The following is a 26,057-nucleotide window of genomic DNA, read 5'->3' on the forward strand; positions in this document are numbered from 1 at the left end:
GAAACCACAGGACACGTCGCCAAGCGGCGAAACCACAGGACACGTCGCCAAGCGGTATATAATGCCCGCCGTTTTTTCTTCATCGCTATCTATATGAAGCCATTACTGAAACACGTCTATATTGAAACTTACGGCTGCCAGATGAACGAGTACGACTCGTCGAAAATGCTCGCCGTGCTCAAGATCTCGCACGGGATTACGCCGGTCGCGACGCCGGAAGAAGCCGATATTCTTTTGCTCAACACTTGTTCGATCCGCGAGAAGGCGCAGGAGAAGGTCTTTTCGCAGATTGGCCGCTGGAAGCCGCTGAAAGATGCCAAGCCGCACGTGATTATCGCGGTCGGCGGTTGCGTCGCCTCGCAGGAGGGCGAGGAATTGCGTCGCCGCGCCCCGGCGGTGGATGTGGTCTTCGGGCCGCAGACGTTGCACCGCCTGCCGAATCTGATTAGCGAGGCGCAGGAGAAGCGCGGCGGGGTGGTTGATGTGTCGTTTCCGGAAATCGAGAAGTTTGACCATCTGCCGGAGCCACGCGCGGAAGGGCCGACGGCGTTTGTCTCGGTGATGGAAGGCTGCTCGAAGTATTGCACGTTCTGCGTTGTGCCTTATACGCGCGGCGAGGAGGTGAGCCGCCCGTTTGATGATGTGATTGCCGAATGTGCCGCGCTCGCCGCCCAGGGTGTGCGCGAAATCAATCTGCTCGGCCAGAATGTGAACGCCTATCGCGGCGCAATGTTCGACGGCGATACTGCCGATTTGGCGCTGTTGATTGAGTATGTCGCCGCGATTGACGGTATTGACCGCGTCCGTTTCACCACATCGCATCCGGTGGAATTTACGGACAATTTGATTGAGGTGTACCGCCGCGTGCCGCAGCTCGTCAGCCATTTGCATCTGCCGGTGCAAAGCGGTTCGGACAAGATACTGACTTTGATGAAGCGCGGTCACAAGGCAGCGGAATACAAGGAGAAGCTGGCACGGCTGCGGGAAATCCGCCCGAATATCAGCTTTTCCTCGGATTTCATCGTCGGTTTCCCCGGCGAGGAAGACGAAGACTTTGAGGCGACGATGCAGCTGATTGAGGATGTGTTCTACGACACGTCGTTCAGCTTTATTTACAGCCCGCGCCCCGGCACGCCCGCTGCCGCCATGCCCGACCGCATCCCGATGGACGTGAAGAAAGCCCGCCTTGCCCGCTTGCAGGCGCGCATTTTGCAGATGGCGGCGCAGATTTCCGCCGATATGGTCGGCAGTGAGCAATGGGTGCTGGTGGATGGCCTCTCGAAGAAAAGCAAGAACGAAGTCTGCGGCCGCACCGAGAACAACCGCGTCGTCAACTTCCAGGCACCGGCAAGCCTGATTGGCCGCTTCGCCAAGGTTCATATCACCGCTGCTTATAAGAATTCCCTGCGTGGCCGCCTGCTGGAAGCCGAAGCCCAGCCCGCGCCGCGCCGTTACACCGCCTGATTATGTCTGATCATTACACTCTCGCTTTCCAACTCAGCCCGCAAGACCACAGCCGCCTTGGCGAACTGGTCGGGCAGCTGAACGCCCACCTGCGCCTGATCGAAGAACAACTGCACGTGCGCGTCGAGAATCGCGGCCACCTCTTCCAGATCAGCGGCGATGAAGGCCGCTGCGCCCAGGCGCGATTCGTCATCGAACATCTCTACGGTCAGACCGGCGGCGGCGTGCTCAACCAGGACGATGTCCACCTCGCCCTGCGTGATGCCGGTGCGACGCTGTCCGGCGAAATCGCTGCGCGTGGCGAAGGCCAGGATATCCGCATCGAGACACGGCGCGGCACCATCAGCGGGCGCGGCAGCAACCAGCGCCGCTACCTGCGTCGCATCTTCGACAACGCGGTGAACTTCGGCATTGGCCCGGCGGGCACGGGCAAAACCTATCTCGCCGTCGCCGCCGCCGTGTCGTACCTCGCCGAAGACAAAGTGCGCAAACTTGTCCTTGTCCGCCCCGCTGTTGAAGCGGGCGAACGTCTCGGCTTCCTGCCGGGCGACATGACACAGAAAGTCGATCCCTACCTGCGTCCGCTCTACGACGCGCTGAACGATATGCTCGGTGGTGAGCGCGTCGCCAAACTGATGGAGCGCGGTGTCATCGAAATCGCCCCGCTTGCCTTCATGCGCGGCCGCACCCTGAACGACGCCTTCATCATCCTCGACGAAGCGCAGAACACCACCGTCGAACAAATGAAAATGTTCCTGACCCGCCTCGGCTTCGGCTCGACTGCCGTTATCACCGGCGATACCACGCAAATCGACCTGCCGAAAGGTACGACCAGCGGCCTCAAACACGCCGCACGCATCCTGGAAAACGTCGAAGGCATCTCCTTCACCCGCTTCGTGGCGCAAGACGTGGTGCGACACCCATTGGTGCAGCGCATCGTCGAAGCCTACGCCGCTGCGGACCAACCGGAAAACAGCCCATGACCCTCACCATCGACTACCAGACCGAAGAACTCGGCAACGACGAACGCTTCCCCAGCGAAAAACGCCTGCAACGCTGGCTGGACACCGCTTACGAAACCCTCGCTCTTGAAGAGGCGCTGGAACTCACCGTCCGCCTCGTCGATGACGACGAAATGCAGGAACTCAACCGCGACTACCGGGGCAAAGACGCGCCGACCAACGTCCTCTCCTTCCCCTGCGACTGGGACCTGCCCGAAGAACCGCGCCTCCTCGGCGACGTCGTCATCGCCGCCGCCGTGGTCAACCGCGAAGCCAAAGCACAGAAAAAAAGTGCTGAAGCACACTGGGCACACATCACCATCCACGGCTTCCTGCACCTGTTGGGCTACGACCACATCGAAGACGATGAGGCCGAAAAAATGGAAAACACCGAACGCGACATCCTCGCCCGCCTCGGCTACCCCGACCCCTACGCGCCGGCTGGAGAAGCCTGATGGCCGGCGGCTTCTTTGCCCTGCTGGATGACGTGGCGAGCATCCTCGACGACGTGGCGGCGATGACCAAAGTCGCCACCAAGAAAACCGCCGGCGTCCTCGGCGACGACCTCGCGCTGAACGCCAACCAGCTCACCGGCCTGCACGCCAGCCGCGAACTGCCCATCATCTGGGCCGTCGCCAAAGGCTCGCTGCGCAACAAAGCCATCATCGTCCCCATCGCCTTCCTCCTCAGCGCCTTCCTGCCTGCCGCCGTGCCGCTCATCCTCATGATCGGCGGCGCCTACCTCTGCTACGAAGGCGTGGAAAAAATCCTGCATCGCCTGCTGCACCACCATGACAAAGCCGCCCCTTCGCAGGCAGACAGTACCCTCACCCCCGGACAGCAAGAACAAGAAAAAATCCGCAGCGCCATCCGCACCGACTTCATCCTCTCCATCGAAATCATCGTCATCGCGCTGGCAAGTTTCGTCGGCAAACCGCTCATCACGCAAATCCTCGGCCTCAGCATTGTCGCTCTTGTGCTCACCGCCGCCGTCTATGGCGTTGTCGCCCTCATCGTGAAAATTGACGACCTCGGCCTGTACTGGACCAACACCGCCGGTCGAACCCTGCAAACGGCGGGGCGGGCGCTACTGTGGTTTGCGCCAAGACTGCTCAAAGCCCTGTCCGTGGCGGGCACGGCGGCGATGTTCATCGTCGGCGGCCACCTCTGGGTCGAAAACATCCATGCCCTGCACCACCTCGCCCGGCACTGGATGCAGGGCACAAGCGGCTTCACCGCCTGGTGCATTGATGCCGCATTCTCCGTCGCCGTCGGCAGCGTGGTCGGACTCGCCGCCTATCTTGCCGTCGCAGGCGGACAAAAACTGCGCCGGCGCTGAAAAGTCGCATTTATACAACGCGCTTGTGGTACCACTGCCAAAACGCTTGCTTTTCCATTACGATCATGTATGATTATCCACCTTAACGTAAGTTAATAGTTTTTCCTTAACCAACCTCTATGGAGTACCTATGCAACGGAAAACCCTGAAACCGCAATGGATGCTGTCCGTCCTCAGCATCGCATTACTGTCCGCCTGCGGCGGCGGCTCCGGCACCTTCTCGCCGAACGACCCGCGCAACCTGCCCCAGAATCAGAACCAGACCCAGAACAATACCGGCACGGCACCGAAAGTGATTGACAAGACGGATCCCACAATTGATAAATTTCTGGTTGCGATAGATGGCCAGGGTCAGCAGAATTCTCCGACCGTTTCTTCTGTTGATAACAATGACAATAAAATTATCGATACTGCCGATGATGTCCGTTTTAACCAGCCCGGCGTCGTGAGTGAAATTACGACCTGTTCCAAAAAACCGGGTGGATGTGATCCTAAGGATAGCAATAAAGGTAGTGATAACAACGGCGGCAGCGGCGGCAGCGGCAGCGGCGGCAGCGGCGGCAGCGATAGCAACAAAAATGACCCCATCGTTATGCGGGATGTAAACAACAAATGGCATTACGTTGTGGATTATGGAACGGTTGACTGGAATACGGTTCCACCCAATGATTTCCCCCGTGATGCCGGTACCAACAAGATCACCAAGAAACGTGAAAACGGTGTCTTGCGGGATTATGGCGGCACGATTGACCGCAGATTTAACGATATTCTGCTTTTTGCACCGGTCGCAAACGGGGTAGCCAATCCGAACGGTTATTTAAGCGCCTATTTCCGCAGTCCTGCCGCAGCCGGCTGGAGTTACCAAACCTTCGGCTACTTCTTTGGCAGTGCCAATAACGGCTTCCTGGATCGCTCGCGTGATGCCTTCGTCGGCTATCAAAGCATCGGCAGGCAAACCATGCCGAGCGAAATGCCGACAACCGGTTCTGCCGAGTACAACGGCATTAGTCACGGCTATTACAACGGCAACCAGATCACGGCGCTGAACAAGCTGCACGCCGATTTCGGCAAGCGCAATATCAGCTATGAAACGACCGAGGCGTCGCAGTTGCATACCTTTGAGGGCGCGGATCATGTGATTGAAGATAAGCCCAATTTCAATCTGAGCGGCTCCGCTTCCTGGGCAGCCAAGACCAGCGATTTCCAAGGTGATATTCGCACTGCCGAAGGCCTCGCAGGGAAATGGCAAGGCCGCTTTTATGGCCCGAATGCTGATGAAGTCGGCGGTATCTTCGGTTTGCAGGGAACGGCGAGCGACGGCTCGGCTGTGCAATATGTGGGCGGCTTTGGTGCAAAGCGCTAATCTGCATCATCCAACCACAAAAAAAGGCGGGTTCTCCCCGCCTTTTTTCATGCTGCCGCCGGAAGCTTTTCCCGCCATGCTTGCGGTATCCATTCTGTCACCGGGCGGCGTAATCCCAATCCCAAGAAATAAAGCATAGTTCGCAGGGCGGACTTTATTCCGCCATCAATACCGCTACGACGGGCGGCCACCTGCCCTGCGGCAGATTCTTTTGGTCTTGGCATCATCGGCGGTTTGTCGTGTCCGCCGTCTCCGCGTCTATAATGCGCGGCGGTTTTAACGTCGGAGAACTCACATGAATACAGTCAATAAGTCCCCTAAATATAAAAGAATTCTGTTGAAGATGAGCGGCGAGGCGCTGCTGGGCGAGCAGGCTTTCGGGCTGGATGCCAATGTGGTGCGCCGTATCGCCGGGGAGATCCGCCAGCTCGCCGAGGCGGGGGTGGAGGTTGCCATTGTTGTCGGCGGCGGCAATCTGTTCCGGGGCGCACAGCTCGCCGCCCTCGGTATGGAGCGGGTCACGGGTGATCATATGGGCATGCTCGCCACGCTGATGAATGCGCTCGCCATTCAGGATGCGCTGGAGCAGATCGAGGTGCCGGTGCGGGTGATGTCGGCGCTGATTATCGACCAGGTCTGCGAACCGTTTATCCGCCGCCGTGCCATTCGTCACCTGGAAAAGGGCAGGGTGGTGATTTGTGCCGCCGGCACCGGCAACCCGTTTTTCACCACCGACAGCGCCGCCAGTCTGCGCGCGGTCGAGCTGGAAGTGGATGCGATGTTCAAGGCGACGAAGGTCGATGGCGTCTATTCCAAAGACCCTAAGCGTTTTGCCGATGCGGTAAAATACGACGACCTCAGCTATCGTCAGGTGCTTGCCGACAATTTGAATGTGATGGACGCGACTTCCGTGGTGATGTGCCGCGACAATGACATGCCGCTGGTGGTATTCAATATGACCAAACCCGATGAGATTGTCCGCGCCGTGTTTGATGACGGCGTCGGCACAGTGATTCACGCTTAATGGAGCTTTTATGTTGCAAGGTATTTTTAAGGACGCCGGTGTGCGGATGGAGAAATCCGTCAAGTCGCTGGAACATGAGTTGAGCAAGATCCGCACCGGCCGCGCCAATGCGAGCCTGCTGGATCATGTGCAGGTCGAGTATTACGGTTCGATGGTGCCGCTGTCGCAGGCGGCGAATATTGCCGTGACCGATCACCGCAGCCTGAGCATCCAGGTGTGGGAGCGCAATATGGTCAATGTCATCGAGAAGGCCATCATCAATTCGGATTTGGGGCTGACCCCGAATACCGCCGGGCAGACGCTTCATATCAATCTGCCGCCGCTCACCGAGGAACGCCGCAAGGATTTGGTGAAGATTGTGCGCGGCGAGGGCGAGCAGGCGAAGGTCGCCATCCGCAATGTGCGCCGCGATGCGTTGCAGGGCGTCAAGCAGCTGGTGAATGACAAACAGGCTTCCGAGGATGATGAACGCCGCGCCGAAACGGAAATCCAGAAGCTGACCGACAAGTATGTCGAACAGGTGGACAAGGTTCTGGCGGACAAGGAAAAGGAATTGATGGAGGTCTGATGGCGGCCGCGTTTCCCCCGCCTGCCCATGTTGCCATCATCATGGACGGCAACGGCCGCTGGGCGCAGCAACATCTGCGCCCGCGTGCGTTTGGGCACAAGGCGGGGCGGCAGGCGGTGGATCGCGTCGTTACCGCCTGCGCGCGGCGCGGGGTGAAAACGCTCAGCCTGTATGCGTTCAGCACGGAAAACTGGCGGCGGCCGCCGCACGAAGTGAAGGTGCTGATGGAGCTGATTGAGGCAGCGCTGCGCGAGGAAGCGGCGAAGATGCAGCGCAACGACATCCGCCTGCGCGTGCTGGGCGACCGCCTGCCGCTTTCCGCTTCGCTTTGCGAGGCGATTGACGCGGCGGAAGCGCAAACCGCCGCCTGTTCGCGCATGGATGTGGTGCTGGCCATCAATTACAGCGGGCGCTGGGCGCTGGTCGAAACCGCGCGCCGCCTGATGCAGGCTGCCGCCGCAGGCGTTACCGCGCCCGCCGCGCTGGATGAAGACGCTTTCACCGCCCACCGCCCGATGCCCGATTTGCCGCCCGTCGATCTTTTGATCCGCAGCAGCGGCGAGATGCGCCTGAGCAATTTCCACCTGTGGGAACTCGCTTACGCCGAATTATGGTTCACCGATGTGCTCTGGCCGGATTTCGGCGAGGCACAACTGGACGCGGCCTTTGCCGCCTATCACCACCGCGACCGCCGCTTCGGTGCCCTGTCGCATGTCTGAGATTACAACTATGCTGCTTTACCGAATACTGACCGTGCTGGTCATCGCCCCGCTCTTCTTTTGGGTCAACCTCTACGCCGACACCTTCTGGTTCAACGCCTTCTGGCTGGCGCTGATAGCGCTTGCTGCGCGCGAATGGGGCAACCTGCTGCGCTGGGAAACGCGCCGCCAGTGGCGGTTTGCCCTGATGAACGCCGCCTTCGCCTTCCTCGGCCTGCTGGTGCTGGAAGCGAACTGCAACGTGCAACACACCGCCCTGCTGTTCTGGTTCCTGGTTATCGCCGGGCTGCTGTGGTTGTTCCTCGTCCCCTACGCCCTTTACCGCTATGCCCGCGACCAGCGCCTCAACCTCTCGGACAGCGTCCTCAGCGTCGTCGGTTCCGTCATGCTGCTCGCCTTCGTCTGGGCGACCGTCGCCATCCGCATAAAAATCGGCGGCGGCGGGCTGCTCGGCCTCTTCATCATCGTCTGGTGCAGCGACATCGGCGCCTACTTTGCCGGCCGCTACTACGGCAAACGCAAACTCGCCGCACACATCAGCCCGAAGAAAACCGTGGAAGGCTTCATCGGCGGCTTCGTCGCCGCGATGCTGGCAGCGGTGGTGCTGGCGCTGTGCGTGCAACTGCCGCTGCCGCTGCGCCATTTCCTGCCGCTGACCGTGCTGGTCGTCATCTACGCCGTCATCGGCGACCTGTGGGAAAGCGTGCTCAAACGCCGCGCCGGCATCAAGGACAGCAGCAACATCCTGCCCGGCCACGGCGGCATCCTCGACCGCATTGACAGCTGGCTCTCGGCGATGGTGCTGTGGGCGGCGGGCTTCCTCTACGCCGAACTCCTGCTGCAAAACCTCCCCGCATAACCCATGACCTATCTCATACCCATCCTCTGGGGCATCCTCGGCTTCGCCATCACCATCGGCATCCTCGTTACCATCCACGAATGGGGCCACTTCCAGATGGCGCGCTGCTTCGATGTCAAAATCCTCCGCTTCTCGCTCGGCTTCGGCCGCCCGCTGCTCAAATGGCGCGGCAAAAAAGACGGCACCCTCTACACCCTCGCCTGGATACCGCTCGGCGGCTATGTGCAAATGCTCGGCGAAAGCGACGGCGAAGCGGTCAGCGAGGCGGAAAAACACCACACCTTTGCCGCGAAAAAAGCCTGGCAGCGCTTCCTGATTGCGTTTGCCGGTCCTGCCGTCAACCTGCTCTTTGCCGTGCTCATCTTCGCTGCGCTCTACCTCTTCGGCGTGCAGGGACTGCGCCCGGAAGTCGCCTACATCGCACCGGACAGCTCCGCCGCCCGCGCCGGATTACACGTCGGCGACCTGATTCGCGCCGTGGAAGGCAAAGACGTCAAACTCGGCAGCGACGCGCATGTCGCCCTGGTCGGCGCACCGCGCCGCGCCGACATCACCATCGTCATCGAACGAGCAGGGCAAGAAGAAGCCCTGCGCCTCGACCTCAGCGGCCTGCAAAAAGGCGACGAACTGAAAATGGACGAAGCGACCGGCCTCTACCTCGTGGACGAATGGCTGCCCGCGACCGTGGCGGAAGTCATGCCGGGCAGCCCGGCTGCCGCGATGGGCATCGAAAAAGGCGACCAGATCATCGCGCTGGATGGCAAAGCCATCGACCTCATCCGCATCGGCCGCACCATCGCCGCCGGCAAACCGGGCGACGCCGTGCATATCACCGTCAAACGCGGCGACGGCGAACACACCCTGCACGGTATCCTCGGCGCGCGCCCCGACGACAAAGCAAACAAACACGGCTACCTCGGCCTCAAATGGCAGCGGGCGGACGTCTCCGCCTACGTCGCCGTCGAGCGCTACGGCCTCTGGCAATCGCTGCAACACGGCTGGGGCAAAGTCGTCTATTACACCCGCCTGACCTACAACATGTTCGGCAGAATGTTCGCGGGCAAAGTCTCGCTCGACAACATCGGCGGCCCCATCACCATCGGCGACGCAGCGGGGCGGACACTGCTCTACGGCTGGGACATCTTCCTGAACTTCCTCGGCGTCGTCAGCCTGTCGCTGGCGGCAATCAACCTGCTGCCTGTGCCGCTCCTGGACGGCGGGCATATGCTCTTCTACGCGCTGGAAACCGTGCGCGGCAAACCGCTGTCCGCACGGACGATGAAATGGGCACTGCGCTTCGGCGCCTCACTGGTGTACGCGCTGATGGCCTTCGTCGTCCTTAAAGACCTGTGGAAATACCTCATCCGGTAACACACAGGTCTCAACAAATCCAAACACATCCGCAAGGCGGGTTCAGCCCGCCGTAGCGATATTGATGGTGGGCTGGGCCCCGCCCTGCAAGCCCCGTTTTATAGTCGTTTCTCAAACGGGATGAGAGAAGGCGGCGAGCCTGACCGTATCGTTTCTGTTTGAGACGACTATATTTCCCGGGATTGGTATCACAACGTCTTCCGCTTGAACAGCAACATCCCCAGCGCCAGCGGCGCGGCGATCCACAGCAAGAGGGCGGTGAGCAGCACGCCGCCCGCGATGCCGTTTTGCGCACCGAGGCCGCTCGCCACATTGTCGCTCAGGTTGTAGAGGCGGTACACGTCGCCGGGGTTGGCGAGCAGCAGCGCATTCAGGGTTTGGGCACCGAGGTATTTGCCGCCTTTGTCGGCAATGAGCGCGCCGAGCAGGGCGAAGTCGTAAAGCAGCACGAAGAAGAGCCACACGCCGATGGCCATGCCCGCCGCGCTGCCGCGTTGCCGGGCAAGCGCCGAAAGGACGTAACCGATGGCGAGGAAGACCATGCCGAGCAGCAGGGTGGTGGCGGTCATTTTCAGGTAGGGCTGCCACACCGCCCAAGCGAAGCCGGTTTTCTTGTGCAGCAGGGCGATGGCAAGACCCGCCACGCTGTATCCGATGGCGATGGCGATGGCGAGGATGGCACTCTGGCCGAGGAATTTGCCGGTGATGATGTGCCAGCGCGCCAGCGGATAGGTGAGGACAAGCGCCATGGTGCCACGCTCGATTTCGCCGATGACGGCGTCGTAGGAAAGCAGCAGGGCGATGAGCGGGATGAGGTAGATGTTCAGCGTGGCGAGGCTGACCACGGTAACGGCGAGCGGGCTCGCTTTGGTTTCGCCCGCCGGCGCGCTGCCGAGGAAGGCGAGCGAGAGGGCGAAGGCGGTAAGCAGCAGGGCGATGGCGAGTACCCAGCGGTTGCGCAGGCCGTCTTTGAATTCTTTGCGGGCGAGGGTGAGGATGGTTTTCATGGGTTTCCTTGTGATGGTTCAGGCGGCTGTCGCGTTTTCTTCGCGACGCAGGAAGTGGGCGTAGAGGTCATCCAGTGCAGGCGGGAGGATATCGATGTTTGTTGGCTGTCCCGCTTGCCACAGTTCGCCGAGACGCGCGACTTTATCCGCTTCGCGGCAAGCGCAGACCCAGCCGTCGCCTTCTTGCTGCCACGGCGCGGGCAGGCTGACGGTGGCGTCGAACCAGGCGCGCAGGCGGGTCGGCAATCCGGCATCGCGGCGCAATTCATGCAGGCTGCCGTCGGCGGTTTTCACGCCGCTTTTCATGATGACGATGCGGTCGGCCTGGTCGGCAAGTTCGGCGAGCGCGTGCGAGGAAAGGAGGATGGCGGTGCCCAGTGCGCGCAGTTCGTCGAGGATGCGGTAGAAATCGGCACGCGAGGCGGGGTCAAGGCCGGTGGTCGGTTCGTCCAGCAGCAGGATTCTCGGCTGGCCGAGCAGGGCTTGCGCGAGGGCGAGGCGCTGCCGCATCCCTTTGGAATAGGTACCGACGCGTTTTTTCGCCGCTTCGATAATGCCGACGCGGGTAAGCAATTCGCGGTTGCGCTCGCGGCTGACGTGTTTGAGGTCGGCGAAGAAGTCCAGCGTTTCAAAACCGGTCATGTTTGGATAGAGGGCGACGGTTTCCGGCAGGTAGCCGATGATTTGCCGCGCGGCGAGGCTGGCGGCGGCGTGGCCGTTGATGCTGATGCTGCCGCTTGTCGGCGTGAGCAGGCCGAGCAGCATTTTCATCAGGGTGGATTTGCCGGCACCGTTGTGTCCGGCAAGGGCGATCATTTCGCCTGCGTCAATGTGGATGTCCACGTTGTTCACGGCGGTGAAGCTGCCGAAGGTTTTGCTGAGTTGGCTGGCAGTGAGGAGTGCGCTCATGCGGGTTCCTTTTGAGTAGTGTGTTGGTTGGTATAGGTATCTACGTTCGTCAAGCGGTATGGTTACTGGCCTCGTCAAGCGGCGTAAAACCTGAGTTCGTCAAGCAGCATCATTACGGGCCGACAACAGGTAAAGAAATTCCCCCTGCCGGTCGGCAGGGGGAAGCGGGGCGATGCCGCTCAACCGCGCAGGGCAGCGAGGATGGCGTCCACGGTCGCTTTGGCGTCGCCGAAGCACATATAGCTGTTTTCGTTGAAGAACAGCGGGTTTTGTACGCCGGCGTAGCCGGTGTTCATCGAGCGTTTGAAGATAACGACGTTGGCCGCTTTCCACACTTCGAGCACGGGCATGCCGGCAATCGGGCTGTGCGGGTCGGTTTGCGCGGCGGGGTTGACGGTGTCGTTCGCGCCGATGACGAGGACGACGTCGGTATCCGGGAAGTCGTCGTTGATTTCGTCCATTTCCAGCACGATGTCGTACGGCACTTTCGCTTCGGCGAGCAGCACGTTCATGTGCCCCGGCAGGCGACCGGCGACGGGGTGGATGCCGAAGCGCACGTTCACGCCCTGTTTGCGCAGCAGTTCAGTGATTTCCGCCACCGGATATTGCGCTTGCGCGACGGCCATGCCGTAGCCGGGGGTGATGATGACGCTGTGCGCGTTTTTCAGCATATCGGCGACATCCGTTGGTTGCAGTTCGCGGTATTCTCCGATTTCACCGCCGTCTGCCGCTGCCGAGCCGTCCGTGCCGAAGCCGCCCGCGATGACGGAGATGAAGGAGCGGTTCATCGCCTTGCACATAATGTAGGAGAGGATGGCACCACTGGAACCGACCAGCGCGCCGGTGACGATGAGCAGGTCGTTCGAGAGCATGAAGCCTGCCGCTGCCGCCGCCCAGCCGGAGTAGGAGTTGAGCATGGAGACGACGACGGGCATGTCCGCACCGCCGATGGAGGCGACGAGGTGCCAGCCGAAGGCGAGGGCGATGAGGGTCATGGCGGCGAGGGCGAAGATCATCATCGCCTGGGTGCTGACCGGGCGCACCAGCGCGGCGACGGGCTGGCCGTCCACCATGCGGTAGAGGGTTTCGGTGGCAGGTGCATGGCTGCTTTTCAGGAAGACGAAGAGCAGGATGAGCGAGATGACAAGGGCGGTGAGGTTCAGCTTGTGCTTGTGCGGCAGTTGCAGCGGTTTGCTGCTGATTTTGCCGTTCAGCTTGCCGAAGGCGACGAGCGAGCCGGTGAAGGTGACGGCGCCGATGAAGATGCCGACGAACACCTCGATGAGGTGGATGGTGTGCATATCTTCCGGCACGTTGCCCGGCGCGGCGAAGCTGCTGATGCCGACCAGCACGGCGGCGAGGCCGACGAAGCTGTGCAGCAATGCGATGAGTTCCGGCATTTGCGTCATTTCGACTTTGCGCGCTTTCTGGATGCCGATGGCGGCACCGATGAGCATGGCGACGATGATGTAGCCGAAGCCTTTGGTGCCGTCGGCATAGATGGTGGCGATGAGCGCGATGGCCATGCCGATGATGCCGAAGACATTGCCGTTTTTCGCGCTTTCCTGACGGGAGAGGCCCGCGAGCGAGAAGATGAAGAAGATAGCGGCGACGATGTAGGCCGCTGTGACGAGTCCGTGAGACATAGATGACCCCCTTAGCCTTTACGGAACATGTTGAGCATACGGCGGGTGACGTAGAAGCCGCCGAAGATGTTGATGCTGGCAATCAGCACTGCGATGAACGCGAGTGTTGAGACGAAGCCGTTGCCCTGGCCGATTTGCAGCAGCGCGCCGACGACGATGATGCCGGAGATGGCGTTGGTGACTGACATCAGCGGGGTGTGCAGCGAGTGGCTGACGTTCCAGACGACGTAGTAACCGATGACGCAGGCGAGGACGAAGACAATGAAGTGGTTGAGGAAGGCAGCGGGCGCGACGGCACCCACCCAGAGGATCAGCGCGGCACCGATGACGGCGGGCGCGAGTTTCTTCCAGAACGGCGTCGGCTTCGCTTCTTCCTGCACCGGTGCGGCAGCTTTCGCCTGCTGCGGCGCGGCGGAAACCTGAATCGGCGGTGGCGGGAAGGTGATGCTGCCGTCTTTGCAGACGGTCATATTGCGGATGATGACGTCGTCGAAGTCGAGGGTGATTTCGCCGTCTTTATTCGGTGAGAGCAGTTTGGCAAGGTTGACGAGGTTGGTGGCGTAAAGCTGTGAAGACTGGCCGGCGAGACGGTTGGCCATATCGGTGAAGCCGATGACTTTCACGCCGTTATCGGTGATGAACAACTCGCCTGGCTTGGTGACCTCGCAGTTGCCGCCGGTCGCGGCTGCCAGATCGACGATGACCGAACCCGGCTTCATGCTGGCGACCATTTCCTTTGTAATCAGCTTCGGCGCGGGTTTGCCGGGAATGGCGGCGGTGGTGATGATGATGTCCACCTCTTTCGCTTGCTCGGCAAAGAGCTTCATCTCGGCGGCGATGAACTCGTCACTCATCACTTTGGCGTAGCCGTCGCCGCTGCCGCCCGCTTCCTGCGGAAAATCGAGTTTCAGGAACTTGCCGCCCATCGATTCAATCTGCTCGGCGACTTCCAGCCGCGTATCGAACGCTTTGACGATCGCACCCAGCGAATTGGCCGTGCCAATCGCGGCAAGCCCGGCGACACCGGCACCGATAATCAGCACCTGCGCGGGCGGCACCTTCCCGGCGGCGGTAATCTGCCCGGTGAAGAAGCGGCCAAACGCGTTCGCCGCCTCAATCACCGCACGATAACCGCTGATGTTGGCCATCGAAGAAAGCGCGTCCAGCGCCTGCGCGCGGGAAATACGCGGCACCATGTCCATCGCCAGCACATTGACCTTCTTGTCGGCCAGTTTCTGCACCAGATCGGGATTCTGCGCGGGCCAAAGGAAGCTGACCAGCGTTTGCCCGGCGGACAAGCGGGAAACCTCTGCCTCCGTCGGCGCGTTGACCTTGTAAATCAGTGGGCACTGCCAGACGGTGGCGGCATCGGCGAGCGTCGCCCCGGCGGCGGCATACGCTTCATCGGCCAAAGATGCCCCGGCGCCCGCGCCACGCTCGACCACCACGGCAAAACCCAGCTTCTGCAACTGCGTAACCGTTGCAGGCGTACAGGCGACGCGGGTCTCACCGGCGAGAGATTCCTTCGGAATACCAATATTCATCATCGCATCCTCATAAAAAAACAAAAAACACCGACTCAGCGCCGGACGCCGCTTATCATATCAAACAAACAGGGAAAAACGGGCGGCAGCGCGTACAATGCCGCGCACCGAAAACCGCACAGGAACGCCCATGCAACACCCCGACAACCTCATCTGGATCGACCTCGAAATGACCGGGCTCGACAGCGGGCGCGACCACATCCTCGAAATCGCCACCCTCATCACCGACGCCGAACTGAACACCCTCGCCGAAGGCCCGGTGCTTGCCATCCACCAGCCGGACAGCATCCTCGACCACCTTGACGACTGGAACCGCCGACACCACGGCGCGAGCGGCCTGCTTGACCGCTGCCGCGCGAGCACCATCGACACCGCTGCCGCCGAAGCGCAAACCCTCGCCTTCATCCGCGCATACGTCCCGCCGCAGGCATCACCGCTGTGCGGCAACAGCATCTGCCAGGACCGCCGCTTCATGGCGCGCCTCATGCCGACCCTCGAACACTACTTCCACTACCGCAACCTTGACGTCTCCACCCTGAAAGAGCTCGTGCGCCGCTGGTATCCCGTGCACACCTACCCGAAAAAAGGCAGCCACGAAGCCTTGGCCGACATCCGCGAATCCATCGCGGAACTGCGCCACTACCGCGCCCACATCTTCCGGCCGCGTGACGATAAACAAAACCAAACCAAAAGCGGAAAACAATAAGAAAAACTTGCCGACAAGCGGCGGCATAATAGCCGCCCACCCCTAAAAACACAGGAAAAACCATGACAACCTACACCTTTGCCGACCTGCCCTACGCCTACGATGCGCTCGAACCCGTCATCGACGCTACCACCATGCAAATCCACCACGACCGCCACCACAAAGCCTATTACGACAACTTCCTCGCCGCCATCAAGGACAACCCGCTGAACGGCCAGCCGCTGGAAACCATCTTCGCCCACATCAGCAAAGAAAGCGCGGCTCTGCGCAACAACGCGGGCGGCTACTACAACCACAACCACTACTGGAACATCATGCGCCCGCACGGCGGCGGCGAACCCAAAGGCGCCCTGCTCGATGCCATCAACAGTGCCTTCGGCAACTTTGACGCCTGCAAGGCCGCCTTCAAAGATGCGGGTGTCAAACAATTCGGCTCCGGCTGGGCGTGGCTGATTGTCGGCAAAGACGGCAAACTCGCCGTTACCGGCACCCCGAACCAGGACAATCCACTGATGGACACCGCCGCTGTCCGTGGCACGCCCATCCTCGGCTGCGACGTGTGGGAACACGCCTACTACCTCCACTACCAGAACAAACGCGCCGACTACCTCGACGCCTGGTGGCAAGTGGTGAACTGGGACTACGCTGCCGAATGCTACGCGCAAGCGACCGCCTGAACACCGCCCACCCAAAAGCCGGACAACGTCCGGCTTTTTTCATGCCGCAGCGCGACAAGCGGGAAAAATGCCGACATCGCGCGCGCCTGTCATTGCTGTTTGTGCGATGGACTGATGCCAATCCAAGAAATCAAGCGATGTGCGCAGGGCGGGCCCGGTGTTTACGCCGCCTGGCGGCTCAAAAGAAAAATGTTTCGTCAGTGTCGTCATCGTCGTCAGCCGTATCAGTGGCGTCCCCGGCATCATCCGCTTCTGCGGTGAGGGTGCGCAGGATGGCGTAGAGCTGTTCAAGTTCGCCTGCGAGGATGGCGCACTGTTCGGCGAGGTAGGCTTGATAGGCCGCTTCGTCCGCGAAGCCGCGCAGCAGCGTGTAGGTATCGTCATTCTGCAAGGTGGCGATTTCCGTGCGCAAGGCAGCGAGGTTCTCGCGCAGTTCCGCGATGCGGGCATGCAGGGCGGCGGTGTCGCTCAGGGTGTCGCTGGCGGCGGTGAAGATGCCGCGTTGCAGTTGGGCAAGGATGCGTTCGACGGTTGCCAGGTCTTTTTTCTTGTAGGCCTGACCCAGTTCCTTGAAGAGTTGTTCCGCCTGTGCCTTGTGCTCGGCGCTGACGCGGTCGGGGTGGCATAACTGGCTGGCGCGGCGGTAAGCGGCTTTGAGGCGGGTTTCCGCGTCGGCATCCAGGGCAGCGATATCCTGCTGCTCGATTTCGGCCTGCGTCTGTTCGTCGCTGAAGGCTTTGCGCTGCTGTTTGGTCTCTTCGTAGGTGCGGCGGGCATTTTCAAGGTCGGGGTCGTCTTCGGCAGCGGCGTTAGCCAATGCTTCTTGTTCTTCCAGCCAGTCGCACCAGGCATCGTAAGCGGCAAGGGTTTCTGCCCATTCGTCAGCGCTTTCTGTCGCAATTTCTGCCTGTTCTTCGTCCTCTGCTTCCGCGCGGGCAACCTCTTCTTCGTCCATTTCCGCGCGGTAATCCGTTTCCGCTTCTTCCTGATGCCCCGCATCGCGTTTTTCCTGCCGCTGCCCGCGCTGCGCGTGTAGCGCTTTTTCCAGTTGCAGTCTGGCGATTTGCTCCTGCGCCGTGAGGATTTCCGCCAGCGTCGAACCGCAGTGCAGAAGGAAATCGCGGTTGAAACGTTCCAGCAGCGCCTGGATTTCGTCGCGTTCGAGGGTTTCGGCGGTGATTTGCCGCTCCAGCGCGGCGAGTTCGAGGCGCAGCGCGACGAGCTCGGCATCTTCGCTGACGACCAGCGCCGCCTGTGCGGTAAGGAAGCGGTTAATCAGGCGCATCGCCTGCGGGTAATGCCCGCCTGCCAGCGCAGCGATGATGGCGGTGAGGCTCTCGCCCGCCGCGCCATCCAACTGCGGCAACACGGCGCGCAGCGCGGGCAACTGCTGGGCAATCAGGTCTTCATCGGCCAGCGACATCGCGGCGCGGATGATTTCCAGACGTTTGATGAGGGTTTGTAACATGGGAAAACCAGATTAAAAGAGAATGCCGTTATCGCCCGTTTGAGCCCCAAAATACGCCATCATCATCATAGCCATCGTCATTCCAAGGCACATTATCGTCATCGTCAAAGGAGGAAAGCGCTTCGTCGTTATCTTCCAGCAGGGATTTATCATCTAATTCTATTTCCAATGCACCATTGCGCTCACGATAAAGGCGTTTAAGTGAAGCGGGCAGGGCAGTGAGTGGGTTTTTTCCTAAATCTAGTTTTATTAGCTTATCCAGTTGCCCAATTGAGTCAGGCAGGGTGGTGAGTTGATTCCAGGATAAATCCAGTGATTGCAGATTGCCGAGTTGGCCAATTGCGGCAGGCAGGGTGGTGAGTTGATTCCAGGACAAATCCAGTTTTTGCAGATTGACGAGTTGGCCAATTGCGGCAGGCAGGGCTGTAAGTCCATTCAAGGATAAATCCAATGTTTGCAGATTGCCGAGTTGCTCAATTTCGGCAGGCTGGGATGCGAAATTGCGCAAGCTAAGATATTTTAGTTTTGGCAAATATGGTGCTATATCAATTAATTGTAAAAGCAAATGACCGTCCACTGTGATTTCTTGCAGATTACCGAGTTGGATAATGGCAGCAGGCAGGGCAGTGAGTTCATTGCCGCTTAAATCCAATTTCTGCAGATTGCCGAGTTGACCAATTTGGGCAGGCAGGGCAGTGAGTCCATTGCCGCTTAAATCCAATTTCTGCAGATTGCCGAGTTGACCAATTTGGGCAGGCAGGTTGGTGAGTCCATTCCAGGACAAATCCAGTGATTGCAGATTACCGAGTTGACCGATTTCGGCAGGCAGGTTGGTGAGTTGATCCAAGGACAAATCCAGTGATTGCAGATTGCCGAGTCGTCCAATTTCGCCTGGCACAGTGGTGAGATTAAGCAAGCTAAGGGATTTCAGTTTTGGCAGATGCGGTGCCATATCAATGAGTTCTAAAAGTAAACGACCGTCCATTGTGATTTCTTGCAGATTACCGAGTTGGGTAATGGCAGCAGGCAGGGCAGTGAGTTCATTGCCGCTTAAATCCAATTTCTGCAGATTGCCGAGTTGACCAATTTCGGCGGGCAGGGCAGTGAGATTAAACAAGCTAAGAGATTTCAGTTTTGGCAGATGCGGTGCCATATCAATGAGTTCTAAAAGCAAATGACCGTCTATGGTGATGTCTTGCAGATTACCGAGTTGTGCAATGGCAGCAGGCAGGGCAGTGAGTTGATTACTTCTTAAATCCAGTTTTTGCAGATTGCCGAGTTGCCCGATTTCCGGTGGCAGGGTGCTAAGTTTATTCCACTGTAAATCGAGTGTTTGCAGATTGCTAAGACAGGAGATTTCCGCCGCCAGCCGGGTAAGCTTGGGATAGTCTTCAAATGAATAATAACCAGATCCACCACGCCGAATTTTCAATTCCGTCATCGCCAATAGTTTTGCCTTTTCTCTCGGCAATTCTTCTTCCGGAATTTGAAATTCATCCGCCCAGGCGCAGAGGCGCTCGAACCAGCCATCCTTAGCGGTCGCCAGCGCCTGGGTACGGGCGCGGATAGCTGCGTTGAGTGCGAGCAGTTGTTTGCTGCGTTGCAGGGCGGCGGGCAGGTTGTCGGCACGGGGTTTGAGTTGTTTGTGGTCGTCGTCGGTCATGGTGGTTTTTCTCTTGTGGGGTTGTTGGCGATGGGCGGTGCTGTGGCGGCGATGTCCCGCGTTCAGGCGGGTTCGGCGGCGATGTTGCGCCAGGCGGCGGGGATGGCGCTGATAATGTCGCTTGCGGTCAGGCTGTTGATGGCGCTTTTTTTCAGGGCGAGGTCGGCGGCGAGACCGTGCAGGTAGGTGCCGAGGCAGGCGGCAGTAAAGGGCGGGTAGCCCTGGGCGAGCAGGGCGGCGGTGAGGCCGGCGAGGACATCGCCGCTGCCGCCTTTGGCCATGCCGGCGTTGCCGGTCGGGTTGATGGCGGTGCTGCCGTCCGGCGCGCTGATGATGCTGTATTTGCCTTTGAGGATGATGACGGCGTTGAGGCGGGCGGCGAGGGCTTGCGCGGCGGGGATGCGTTCGTGGTCGTGGGCAAGCGGCGCGCCGCTCAGGCGGGCAAATTCGCCGGGGTGCGGGGTGAGGATGCTGCGCGGCGGCAGGTGTTGTTGCAGGGCGGGGTCGTGGGCGAGGTGGTTGAGGGCGTCGGCATCCCAGAGGATGGCGCGGTCGTGGTAGCGGCTGTTGAGATCGGCGATGAGGGCGGCGGTGTCGGGGTGGGTGCCACAGCCGCAGCCGATGAGCAGGGCGTCGGCGGGGAGGTCGCGCGTGAGGCGGGTGTTGTGGTCGGGGTGGGCGTCGGCGTCGGTCATGGATTCGGGGACGGTGGCGTGGTAGGCGGTGCAGCAGGCGGCGGGCAGGTGGGCGGTGAGCAGGCCGCAGCCGCCGCGCAATGCGGCTTGTGCCGCCATGATGGCCGCACCGGTCATGCCCCGGCTGCCCGCGATGATGAGCAGGCGCCCGGCATCGCCCTTGTGCGCGAAGCGGCGGCGCGGGCGGTATTCGCCGCGCAGCCAGGCGGCGGTGAGCCAGCGCGCGGCGGCGGGGGTGTCGGCGAGGGCGGCGTGGTCGAGGCCGATGGGGAGGAGTTCGAGGGTGCCGACGTAGTCTTCGTTTTCTTGCCAGAGCAGGGCGGGTTTGGGGCAGCCGAGGCAGAGGGTGCGCGCGGCGCGGATGACGGGGGCGGGACTGTCGGCATCGGCGCGCAGGCCGGAGGGGAGGTCGATGGCGACGGTCGGCACCGGGGCGCGGTTCATGGTGCGGATGAGGTCGGCATCGGCGGCGGCAAGCGGGCGGTTCAGGCCGACGCCGTAGAGGGCGTCTATCTGGATGCCGCGCGTGGGCGGGGTGTAGGCGGCAAGGTCGCGGGTGGGGATGAGGCGGGCGAGGCGGGCGGCGTTCGCGGCGTGATCCGGCGAGGTGCGCTGCTGCTGCGGGTGGTAGGCGGTGATGTGGTGGCCTTGCATGTGCAGTTGGCGGGCGATGGCGAGGCCGTCGCCGCCGTTGTTGCCCGCACCGGCGATGATGGTCCAGTGGCGGTTGTCCGGGTAGCAGGCGAGCAGGCGCGCGGTGCAGCGGGCGGCAGCGCGTTCCATCAGTTGCAGGGAGGTGATGTGCTGGCGTTCGCAGGTGAGGCGGTCGAGGCGGCGGATGGTGTCGGCGTCGGCGAGCGGGAGGAGGTCAGGGGATGTCATCGGGTATCCAGGCATGCGGGTTGGGGGGCAGGCGGCAGGCGGGCGGGTAGGTGACGCCGTGGAGGTAGAGGCCGTGCGCCGGGGCGGTGATGCCCGCCTGGGTGCGGTCGCGGGCGGCGAGGACGGCGGCGGGCCAGTTGCCGCCGGCGCGCCCGTCGCCGACGGCGAGCAGGGTGCCGACGATGTTGCGCACCATGTGGTGCAGGAAGGCGTTGCCGCTGATGTCCACGGCGATCCAGCCGTGTTTTTCGTGGATGTGGATGCGGTCTATGCGCCGCCACGGGGTTTTGGACTGGCATTCGGCGGCGCGGAAGGCGCTGAAGTCGTGTTCGCCGACCAGCGGCTGTGCCGCCTGGTGCATGAGCAGGGAATCGAGTGGTTTTTTGTGCCAGTGGCAGCGCTGTGCCCAAAGGGCGCTGGGCTGGGCGCGGTGGCGGATGAGGTAGCGGTAGTGGCGGGCGGTGGCGCTGTATCGTGCATGGAAGTCGTCGCCGACGCGGGTGATCCATTGCAGGCGGATGTCGGCGGGCAGGTAGCGGTTGGTGCCGGCGAGCCAGGCGAAGGGGCTGCGTTCGGCGTTGGTGTCGAAGTGCAGGACTTGCGCGATGGCATGCACGCCCGCGTCGGTGCGCCCGGCGCAGGTGGTGGTGATGGTTTCGGCGGCGACCCGGCTCAGAGCGCGCTCGATGTGTTCCTGAATGGTGGACGCAAAAAAGGGCTGGCGCTGCCAGCCCGCGTAATGGGTGCCGTCGTATTCGACGCCGACGGCATAGCGTGTGGTCATGGTGACCCTCAGGCTTTTTCGAGTTGTTCGAGCATGCTGCGCGCGCGGATTTTTTGCGCTTCGCTGCCGGAGACCAGCACTTCATCGAGCCAGGAACGGGCTTTTTCGGCTTTGCCCATGACGATGAAGGAGGTGGCCATGTCGAGGTTGATTTCCATTGCTTCGATGTCGATGTCGGAGGAGGCCGGGGCGATGGTCGCCGCTACGGGTTTGGCAGCGGGCGGTGCCGCTGCCGGTTGGGGCGCGGCGGCGGTGTCTTTGCCGTTCGCGGGCGGGGCGGCGGGTTTGGCGGCTGCCGCCGGTTCGTCTTGCAGCGAGAAGAAGTCGAGGGTTTCGCTTTTGGCGGCGCTGTCGTCGGCAGCGGCGGCCACGACTACGGCATCGCTGACGACGCTGTGGGTGTGTTTTGCGGCAGCGGGTTTTTCTTCGGCTTTTTCCGCTTCAACGGGCGCGGGTTCTTCGTCACTGGCGAAGAAGTCGATGACGCTGTTGTCTTCGTCGCTTACTTCGGGGGCGGCAGCGGCAGGTGCCGCCTCGGCGGCGGATTCGTCGGCGAGGCTGAGGCTGTTGAAGAAGTCGAGATCGTCATCGCCCGTGCTCTTGCTCGCGGCAGCGGTTTTTTCGGCGGCTGCTGCGGGCGGTGATGCGGGTTCGGCCTTGGCGGCAGGGGCGGGTGCGGCGGCGGGTTCGTCGCTGGCGAAGCTGATGAAGTCGAAGTCGTCGCCATCGTCGGTTGCGGAGGCAACGGGTTGTGGTGCGGGTTCGGCCTTGGCGGCAGGGGCGGGTTCGTCGCTGGCAAAGCTGATGAAGTCAAAGTCGTCATCGTCGGTTGCGGCGGCAGCGGGTTGTGGTGCAGGTTCGGCCTTGGTGGCAGGCGCGTCTTCGGCGGCGAAGCTGAGGAAATCGAGGTCGTCGTCTTCTTCCGCAGCGGCGGGTTGCGGCGCGGGTTCGGCTTTGGCCAGGCTTGGCTTGGCGGCGGGCGTTGCGGCCGGGGTTTCGTCCGCGCCGAAGTCGGGCAGGTCGAAGTCGCTGTCGTCAGCGTCTGCGGCCGCACTCGGGGTGGCGGCGGGTTCTGCGGCGGCGAAGGCTTCGAGGTCGCTGAAGAAGTCGTGTTCTTCTTCGTCCGCTGCGGCGGGTTGGGCGGCGGCAGCGGCCACCGGGGCGGGTTCTTCGTCGCCCGGCAGTTCGAGGTCTTTGAAGAAGTCGTCCGGCAGTTCTTCGGCGGAATGGGGTTCGCCGTCGTCCACGAATTTCGGGATGCCGATGTGGTCGTTCAGCTTTTCCAGTTCGGAGAGCTGGCTGTTGAGTTGTTGCAGGCCTTCGAGGTCGGCCGCGGGGTCGTGTTTTTCCGCCACGGTTTTTTTCCGGCGCGGTTTGAGTTCGCCGGCGGCCATGTCGTGCCCGGCCTTGACGCCTTCGCGTGCTTCCATTTCCGACACCATGCGGTCGATTTCGTCTTGCGAGAATTCTTCCATGCTGTCGTCGTCGTGGCGGCGGCGGCGGGTGATGAAGTAGGCGGCGGCACCACCGAGGCTGAGTACGCCCACGCCGGCAGCGGCCAAGAGCGGCAGCGGCATGCCGGTTGAGACTTTGTCGGCCGGCTGTTCTTCGACGACGGCGACCACGGGTTTGGATTCCATCGCCGGTATGGCGGGCGGGGCGGCGGGTTCGTCGGCAGCGGCGATTTCGGCGGGTTTTGCTTCAGGTGCGGGCAGGGTGGCGGGTTGTTCTTCCGGGTTTGTCGCGGCGGCGGGGGCGGCCGGAGTTTCCGCCGCATTGCCGTTGTTTGCGAGCAGGGTTTCGGTGTTGTCCAGGGTGAGCTGGTTGCCGTCCATCTGGATGTTTTCCGGCGGGAGGGCGGTTTCGGCCGGGGCGTCGTTCTGCACGAGGGCGACGGGCGGGTTTTGCGCGCCGTTTGCCGCGATGTTGTCTGCGGCGGGCGGGTTTTGCGCATTATTTGCCGCGACGTTGTCTGCGGCGGGGGCGGCAGCGGCGATTTCGTCTGTTTTGGCGGGCACTTCGGCTTTGGCAGGCGCGTTGTCCGCTTTTTTCTCTTTTTTCGCTGCTTTGTCGTTGGCGGCGATGTCGGTGTTTTTCGCCGCTCTGACCGGGGCAGGGGCGGTCGCGGCACCCGGATCGGGGATGACCAGGGTGCTGCCGACCATCAGGTTGCCCATATTGTTATGGGCAAAGGATCCCCGGTTGGCGTTGTAGATGGCGCGCATCATCTGCTGGATGGAGACATCCTCGGACGGGCGCGCGGCGTTGGCTATGGAAAAGAGGGTTTCGTTGTCGCGTACCGGGCCGTAGGTGCTGCCAACGGCGATGCTGCCGGGTTTGACATCGGACGAGTAGTAGGAATAGCGGCCGTCTTCGCTTTGTCTGCCGCGCTGTGGCTGCGGCGTGGTCTGTTTTTGCCGTGCGGCGAGGATGTCGTGTCCGCCCCAGCCTTCGTTATCCGGGCTGGCAGCGCGCAGCGGGGTGGCTTTTTTGCGTGGTGCGGGCGGCTGCTCGGCTTTGGTTTTCCTGTTTTCTTTTGTGGCAGTTTTCGGCTCGCTGCGGTCGTTATCCGCCAGCGCTTTTCTGTTGTTCAGGTTGTTGGCGGTGAAGTCGATGCCGGCGGTGTTTTCGGCCAGTTGCTGTTCCTTGGCTTCTTTCCCTTTGCCTTTCTTGCCTTTTTTGCCTTTGCCGTCTTCTGCGGGCGCTGTTTTTCCTTGCGGGACTTCCGCCAGCATGGTGCTGCCCGCGTTCGGATTGAGCGGATCCTGGTTGAAGAAGGCGGCGTATTCGCGGGTGATGGTGCTGCCGTTGCTGTTGATGGTCAGCAGGAAGTTGAGGAAGGGTTCGCGGATGCCGGTGGTGCTGGTCACACGGATGACGTAGCCCTTGCCTGCGGGCACCAGGCTGAAGCGCAGTTTCTGGTGGATGGGCAAGAGTTCGATGCCGCGCGCGCGGTAGGCCGCTGCGCTGGCGAGCTGCACGGTGGCGCCTTTGGCGGTGGCGGCATCCAGCCCGTCCACGCGGATGGTGGCGCTCATCGGCTGACCGATGCTGGAATTGACCTGGATGGGTCCCAGTCCGATGGATGCGGCGACGCTGCTGCATCCCAACCCAACTGCCAATGCAACGGCATGGCGCAAACGTGCGGGCGTTTGATTCCTGTTCATACTGTGCTCCTTCGGCCGTATGGGTATTACGGCGGTATCATAAAAACAACAATAGGATTATATGCAGCCGTTGCTTTACAAGCAAGTAATCTTTTCCACAGTTTATGGCAATTCTGCGGCAAGGTGGCGGCAGACGGCGTCGCCGATGGCGGCGGTGCCTGCCGCCTGTTGCCCGGCTGCGACAAGATCGGCGCTGCGCACGCCGGCGGCGATGCTGTTTTCTACTGCTGCTTCGAGCAGGCGGGCAAGGTTTTCTTCGTGCAGGCTGTGGCGCAGGAGCATGGCGAGCGAGAGCAGCATGGCGTAAGGGTTGGCGATGCCTTTGCCCGCGATGTCGGGAGCGGAGCCGTGCACGGGTTCAAAAAGGCCGACGCCGTCTGCGCGCAGCGAGGCGGAGGGCAACAGGCCGATGGAACCGGTCAGTTGCGAGGCTTCGTCGGAGAGGATGTCGCCGAAGAGGTTGCCGGTGACGATGACGTCGAATTGGCGCGGGTTACGCACCAGCTGCATGGCGGCGTTGTCCACGAGCAGGTGGGTGAGGGTCACGTCGGGGAAGTCGGCGGCGGTTTCCGTCACGACGTCGCGCCACAGTTGCGAGCTTTCCAGCACGTTCATTTTGTCGATGGAACAGAGGCGTTTTTGCCGCACCTGCGCGGCGGTGAAGGCGACGCGCGCGATGCGGCGCACTTCGCTTTCGCTGTACCGCAGGGTGTTGAAACCCTCGCGTTCGCCCGCGTCGTTCGTGCCCAAGCCGCGCGGCTGACCGAAGTAGATACCGCCGGTGAGCTCGCGCACGATGAGGATGTCCAGCCCGCGCACGAGTTCGGCTTTGAGTGAGGAGCGTTCGGCGAGCGCGTCCAGCACCCGCGCCGGGCGCAGATTGGCAAACAGGCCGAGGTCGGCACGGATGGCGAGCAGTCCGGTTTCCGGTCGTTGAGAACGCGGCAGGTTGTCCCATTTCGGCCCGCCGACGCAGGCGAGCAGTACGGCATCGGCGGCGCGCGCTTTGGCGCGGGTCTCCGCCGGGTAGGGTTCGCCTGTCGCTTCCACCGCGCAGCCGCCGAGCAGGGCGGTGTCGAGGGTTACGGCCAGTCCGGCACGCGCTTGCAGCAGGCGCAGCACTTTTTCCGCTTCCGCCATGATTTCCGGACCGATACCGTCGCCGGGCAGTAACAAGATGTTCTTCATATATATGTGTCTC

22 protein-coding genes are annotated in these 26,057 nt (G+C 61.6%); 12 read left to right on the forward strand and 10 right to left on the reverse strand.

From position 1 onward, the window contains the following. Positions 1-93: 93 nt before the first annotated feature. The 10 genes from miaB to rseP all read left to right on the forward strand — a co-directional run bounded on the left by miaB (position 94) and on the right by rseP (position 9,708). Positions 94-1,464 carry a tRNA (N6-isopentenyl adenosine(37)-C2)-methylthiotransferase MiaB gene (gene miaB, locus Q0562_RS02945; protein WP_298640933.1) on the forward strand — a complete coding sequence of 457 codons (1,371 nt, stop codon included), beginning with the start codon at positions 94-96 and terminating at the stop codon, positions 1,462-1,464. Between the two features lie 2 nt (positions 1,465-1,466). Beyond that, entirely contained in the window at positions 1,467-2,447 is a 981-nt protein-coding gene (locus Q0562_RS02950) for a PhoH family protein (RefSeq protein WP_298640935.1), read from the forward strand. Beyond that, entirely contained in the window at positions 2,444-2,920 is a 477-nt protein-coding gene (gene ybeY, locus Q0562_RS02955; protein WP_298640939.1) for an rRNA maturation RNase YbeY, read from the forward strand. Before Q0562_RS02950 ends, ybeY begins: the two co-directional genes overlap by 4 nt. Next, positions 2,920-3,804, forward strand: coding sequence for a DUF808 domain-containing protein (locus Q0562_RS02960; RefSeq protein WP_298640942.1), 885 nt, complete (start codon positions 2,920-2,922; stop codon positions 3,802-3,804). The genes ybeY and Q0562_RS02960 overlap by 1 nt, the downstream gene beginning before the upstream one ends. 130 nt (positions 3,805-3,934) lie before the next feature. Next, positions 3,935-5,167: a transferrin-binding protein-like solute binding protein gene (locus tag Q0562_RS02965; RefSeq protein ID WP_298640944.1), complete on the forward strand. Its 1,233-nt coding sequence runs from the start codon at positions 3,935-3,937 to the stop codon at positions 5,165-5,167. Between the two features lie 295 nt (positions 5,168-5,462). After that, positions 5,463-6,191 carry a UMP kinase gene (gene pyrH / locus Q0562_RS02970; protein WP_298640946.1) on the forward strand — a complete coding sequence of 243 codons (729 nt, stop codon included), beginning with the start codon at positions 5,463-5,465 and terminating at the stop codon, positions 6,189-6,191. Between the two features lie 10 nt (positions 6,192-6,201). Then, positions 6,202-6,759, forward strand: coding sequence for a ribosome recycling factor (frr, locus tag Q0562_RS02975; protein WP_298640948.1), 558 nt, complete (start codon positions 6,202-6,204; stop codon positions 6,757-6,759). After that, on the forward strand, positions 6,759-7,478 hold the full coding sequence (gene uppS / locus Q0562_RS02980; RefSeq protein ID WP_298640950.1) for a polyprenyl diphosphate synthase: 720 nt from the start codon (positions 6,759-6,761) through the stop codon (positions 7,476-7,478). Before frr ends, uppS begins: the two co-directional genes overlap by 1 nt. Further along, positions 7,471-8,337 carry a CDP-archaeol synthase gene (locus Q0562_RS02985; protein ID WP_298640952.1) on the forward strand — a complete coding sequence of 289 codons (867 nt, stop codon included), beginning with the start codon at positions 7,471-7,473 and terminating at the stop codon, positions 8,335-8,337. The genes uppS and Q0562_RS02985 overlap by 8 nt, the downstream gene beginning before the upstream one ends. Before the next feature lie 3 nt (positions 8,338-8,340). Next, positions 8,341-9,708, forward strand: a complete 1,368-nt coding sequence (rseP, locus tag Q0562_RS02990; protein ID WP_298640955.1) for an RIP metalloprotease RseP — start codon at positions 8,341-8,343, stop codon at positions 9,706-9,708. A gap of 188 nt (positions 9,709-9,896) precedes the next feature. On the opposite strand, the gene Q0562_RS02995 is transcribed toward rseP, so the two are convergent. The 4 genes from Q0562_RS02995 to Q0562_RS03010 form a co-directional block, all read right to left on the reverse strand. Continuing rightward, entirely contained in the window at positions 9,897-10,715 is an 819-nt protein-coding gene (locus tag Q0562_RS02995) for an ABC transporter permease subunit (RefSeq protein ID WP_298640958.1), read from the reverse strand. Between the two features lie 18 nt (positions 10,716-10,733). Continuing rightward, on the reverse strand, positions 10,734-11,624 hold the full coding sequence (locus Q0562_RS03000; protein ID WP_298640961.1) for an ABC transporter ATP-binding protein: 891 nt from the start codon (positions 11,622-11,624) through the stop codon (positions 10,734-10,736). A gap of 179 nt (positions 11,625-11,803) precedes the next feature. After that, on the reverse strand, positions 11,804-13,270 hold the full coding sequence (locus Q0562_RS03005) for an NAD(P)(+) transhydrogenase (Re/Si-specific) subunit beta (RefSeq protein ID WP_298640963.1): 1,467 nt from the start codon (positions 13,268-13,270) through the stop codon (positions 11,804-11,806). Between the two features lie 11 nt (positions 13,271-13,281). Next, positions 13,282-14,814, reverse strand: a complete 1,533-nt coding sequence (locus Q0562_RS03010) for a Re/Si-specific NAD(P)(+) transhydrogenase subunit alpha (protein ID WP_298641393.1) — start codon at positions 14,812-14,814, stop codon at positions 13,282-13,284. A gap of 130 nt (positions 14,815-14,944) precedes the next feature. On the opposite strand from Q0562_RS03010, the gene orn reads away from it, so the two are divergent. Together orn and Q0562_RS03020 are read left to right on the forward strand one after the other, a co-directional pair. After that, positions 14,945-15,520 (forward strand): oligoribonuclease, encoded by a 576-nt coding sequence (gene orn / locus Q0562_RS03015; RefSeq protein WP_298640966.1) that lies wholly within the window; start codon positions 14,945-14,947, stop codon positions 15,518-15,520. Between the two features lie 62 nt (positions 15,521-15,582). Beyond that, positions 15,583-16,197: a superoxide dismutase gene (locus Q0562_RS03020; RefSeq protein WP_298640969.1), complete on the forward strand. Its 615-nt coding sequence runs from the start codon at positions 15,583-15,585 to the stop codon at positions 16,195-16,197. A gap of 178 nt (positions 16,198-16,375) precedes the next feature. On the opposite strand, the gene Q0562_RS03025 is transcribed toward Q0562_RS03020, so the two are convergent. The 6 genes from Q0562_RS03025 to leuB form a co-directional block, all read right to left on the reverse strand. After that, positions 16,376-17,665, reverse strand: coding sequence for a DnaJ domain-containing protein (locus Q0562_RS03025; RefSeq protein ID WP_298640975.1), 1,290 nt, complete (start codon positions 17,663-17,665; stop codon positions 16,376-16,378). Positions 17,666-17,693: 28 nt separating this feature from the next. After that, a complete protein-coding gene (locus Q0562_RS03030) occupies positions 17,694-19,328 on the reverse strand; it encodes a leucine-rich repeat domain-containing protein (protein ID WP_298640977.1) in 1,635 nt (544 codons plus the stop codon). Between the two features lie 62 nt (positions 19,329-19,390). Then, positions 19,391-20,905 (reverse strand): NAD(P)H-hydrate dehydratase, encoded by a 1,515-nt coding sequence (locus tag Q0562_RS03035; RefSeq protein ID WP_298640980.1) that lies wholly within the window; start codon positions 20,903-20,905, stop codon positions 19,391-19,393. Beyond that, positions 20,892-21,689, reverse strand: a complete 798-nt coding sequence (gene truA, locus Q0562_RS03040; RefSeq protein WP_298640982.1) for a tRNA pseudouridine(38-40) synthase TruA — start codon at positions 21,687-21,689, stop codon at positions 20,892-20,894. Before truA ends, Q0562_RS03035 begins: the two co-directional genes overlap by 14 nt. Before the next feature lie 8 nt (positions 21,690-21,697). Then, the gene (locus Q0562_RS03045) at positions 21,698-24,856 is read right to left on the reverse strand and encodes a FimV/HubP family polar landmark protein (protein ID WP_298640984.1); all 3,159 of its coding nucleotides are present in this window, start codon (positions 24,854-24,856) and stop codon (positions 21,698-21,700) included. A 102-nt stretch (positions 24,857-24,958) separates the two neighbouring features. Continuing rightward, entirely contained in the window at positions 24,959-26,044 is a 1,086-nt protein-coding gene (gene leuB / locus Q0562_RS03050; protein ID WP_298640987.1) for a 3-isopropylmalate dehydrogenase, read from the reverse strand. Between the last annotated feature and the right edge of the window lie 13 nt (positions 26,045-26,057).

The sequence above is a fragment of the uncultured Cardiobacterium sp. genome, from assembly GCF_938028825.1.
Taxonomy (GTDB): Bacteria; Pseudomonadota; Gammaproteobacteria; order Cardiobacteriales; family Cardiobacteriaceae; genus Cardiobacterium.

Bases quoted from the DNA above. Each gene is read 5' to 3' on its own strand.
- Q0562_RS02960 (WP_298640942.1), top strand. From the start codon at position 2,920: ATGGCCGGCGGCTTCTTTGCCCTGCTGGATGACGTGGCGAGCATCCTC.
- Q0562_RS03005 (WP_298640963.1), bottom strand. From the start codon at position 13,270: ATGTCTCACGGACTCGTCACAGCGGCCTACATCGTCGCCGCTATCTTC.
- Q0562_RS02950 (WP_298640935.1), top strand. From the start codon at position 1,467: ATGTCTGATCATTACACTCTCGCTTTCCAACTCAGCCCGCAAGACCAC.
- Q0562_RS03000 (WP_298640961.1), bottom strand. From the start codon at position 11,624: ATGAGCGCACTCCTCACTGCCAGCCAACTCAGCAAAACCTTCGGCAGC.
- leuB (WP_298640987.1), bottom strand. From the start codon at position 26,044: ATGAAGAACATCTTGTTACTGCCCGGCGACGGTATCGGTCCGGAAATC.
- miaB (WP_298640933.1), top strand. From the start codon at position 94: ATGAAGCCATTACTGAAACACGTCTATATTGAAACTTACGGCTGCCAG.
- orn (WP_298640966.1), top strand. From the start codon at position 14,945: ATGCAACACCCCGACAACCTCATCTGGATCGACCTCGAAATGACCGGG.
- ybeY (WP_298640939.1), top strand. From the start codon at position 2,444: ATGACCCTCACCATCGACTACCAGACCGAAGAACTCGGCAACGACGAA.
- Q0562_RS03030 (WP_298640977.1), bottom strand. From the start codon at position 19,328: ATGACCGACGACGACCACAAACAACTCAAACCCCGTGCCGACAACCTG.
- Q0562_RS03035 (WP_298640980.1), bottom strand. From the start codon at position 20,905: ATGACATCCCCTGACCTCCTCCCGCTCGCCGACGCCGACACCATCCGC.
- uppS (WP_298640950.1), top strand. From the start codon at position 6,759: ATGGCGGCCGCGTTTCCCCCGCCTGCCCATGTTGCCATCATCATGGAC.
- Q0562_RS03020 (WP_298640969.1), top strand. From the start codon at position 15,583: ATGACAACCTACACCTTTGCCGACCTGCCCTACGCCTACGATGCGCTC.
- rseP (WP_298640955.1), top strand. From the start codon at position 8,341: ATGACCTATCTCATACCCATCCTCTGGGGCATCCTCGGCTTCGCCATC.
- Q0562_RS03025 (WP_298640975.1), bottom strand. From the start codon at position 17,665: ATGTTACAAACCCTCATCAAACGTCTGGAAATCATCCGCGCCGCGATG.
- pyrH (WP_298640946.1), top strand. From the start codon at position 5,463: ATGAATACAGTCAATAAGTCCCCTAAATATAAAAGAATTCTGTTGAAG.
- frr (WP_298640948.1), top strand. From the start codon at position 6,202: ATGTTGCAAGGTATTTTTAAGGACGCCGGTGTGCGGATGGAGAAATCC.
- Q0562_RS03010 (WP_298641393.1), bottom strand. From the start codon at position 14,814: ATGAATATTGGTATTCCGAAGGAATCTCTCGCCGGTGAGACCCGCGTC.
- Q0562_RS03045 (WP_298640984.1), bottom strand. From the start codon at position 24,856: ATGAACAGGAATCAAACGCCCGCACGTTTGCGCCATGCCGTTGCATTG.
- truA (WP_298640982.1), bottom strand. From the start codon at position 21,689: ATGACCACACGCTATGCCGTCGGCGTCGAATACGACGGCACCCATTAC.
- Q0562_RS02995 (WP_298640958.1), bottom strand. From the start codon at position 10,715: ATGAAAACCATCCTCACCCTCGCCCGCAAAGAATTCAAAGACGGCCTG.
- Q0562_RS02985 (WP_298640952.1), top strand. From the start codon at position 7,471: ATGTCTGAGATTACAACTATGCTGCTTTACCGAATACTGACCGTGCTG.
- Q0562_RS02965 (WP_298640944.1), top strand. From the start codon at position 3,935: ATGCAACGGAAAACCCTGAAACCGCAATGGATGCTGTCCGTCCTCAGC.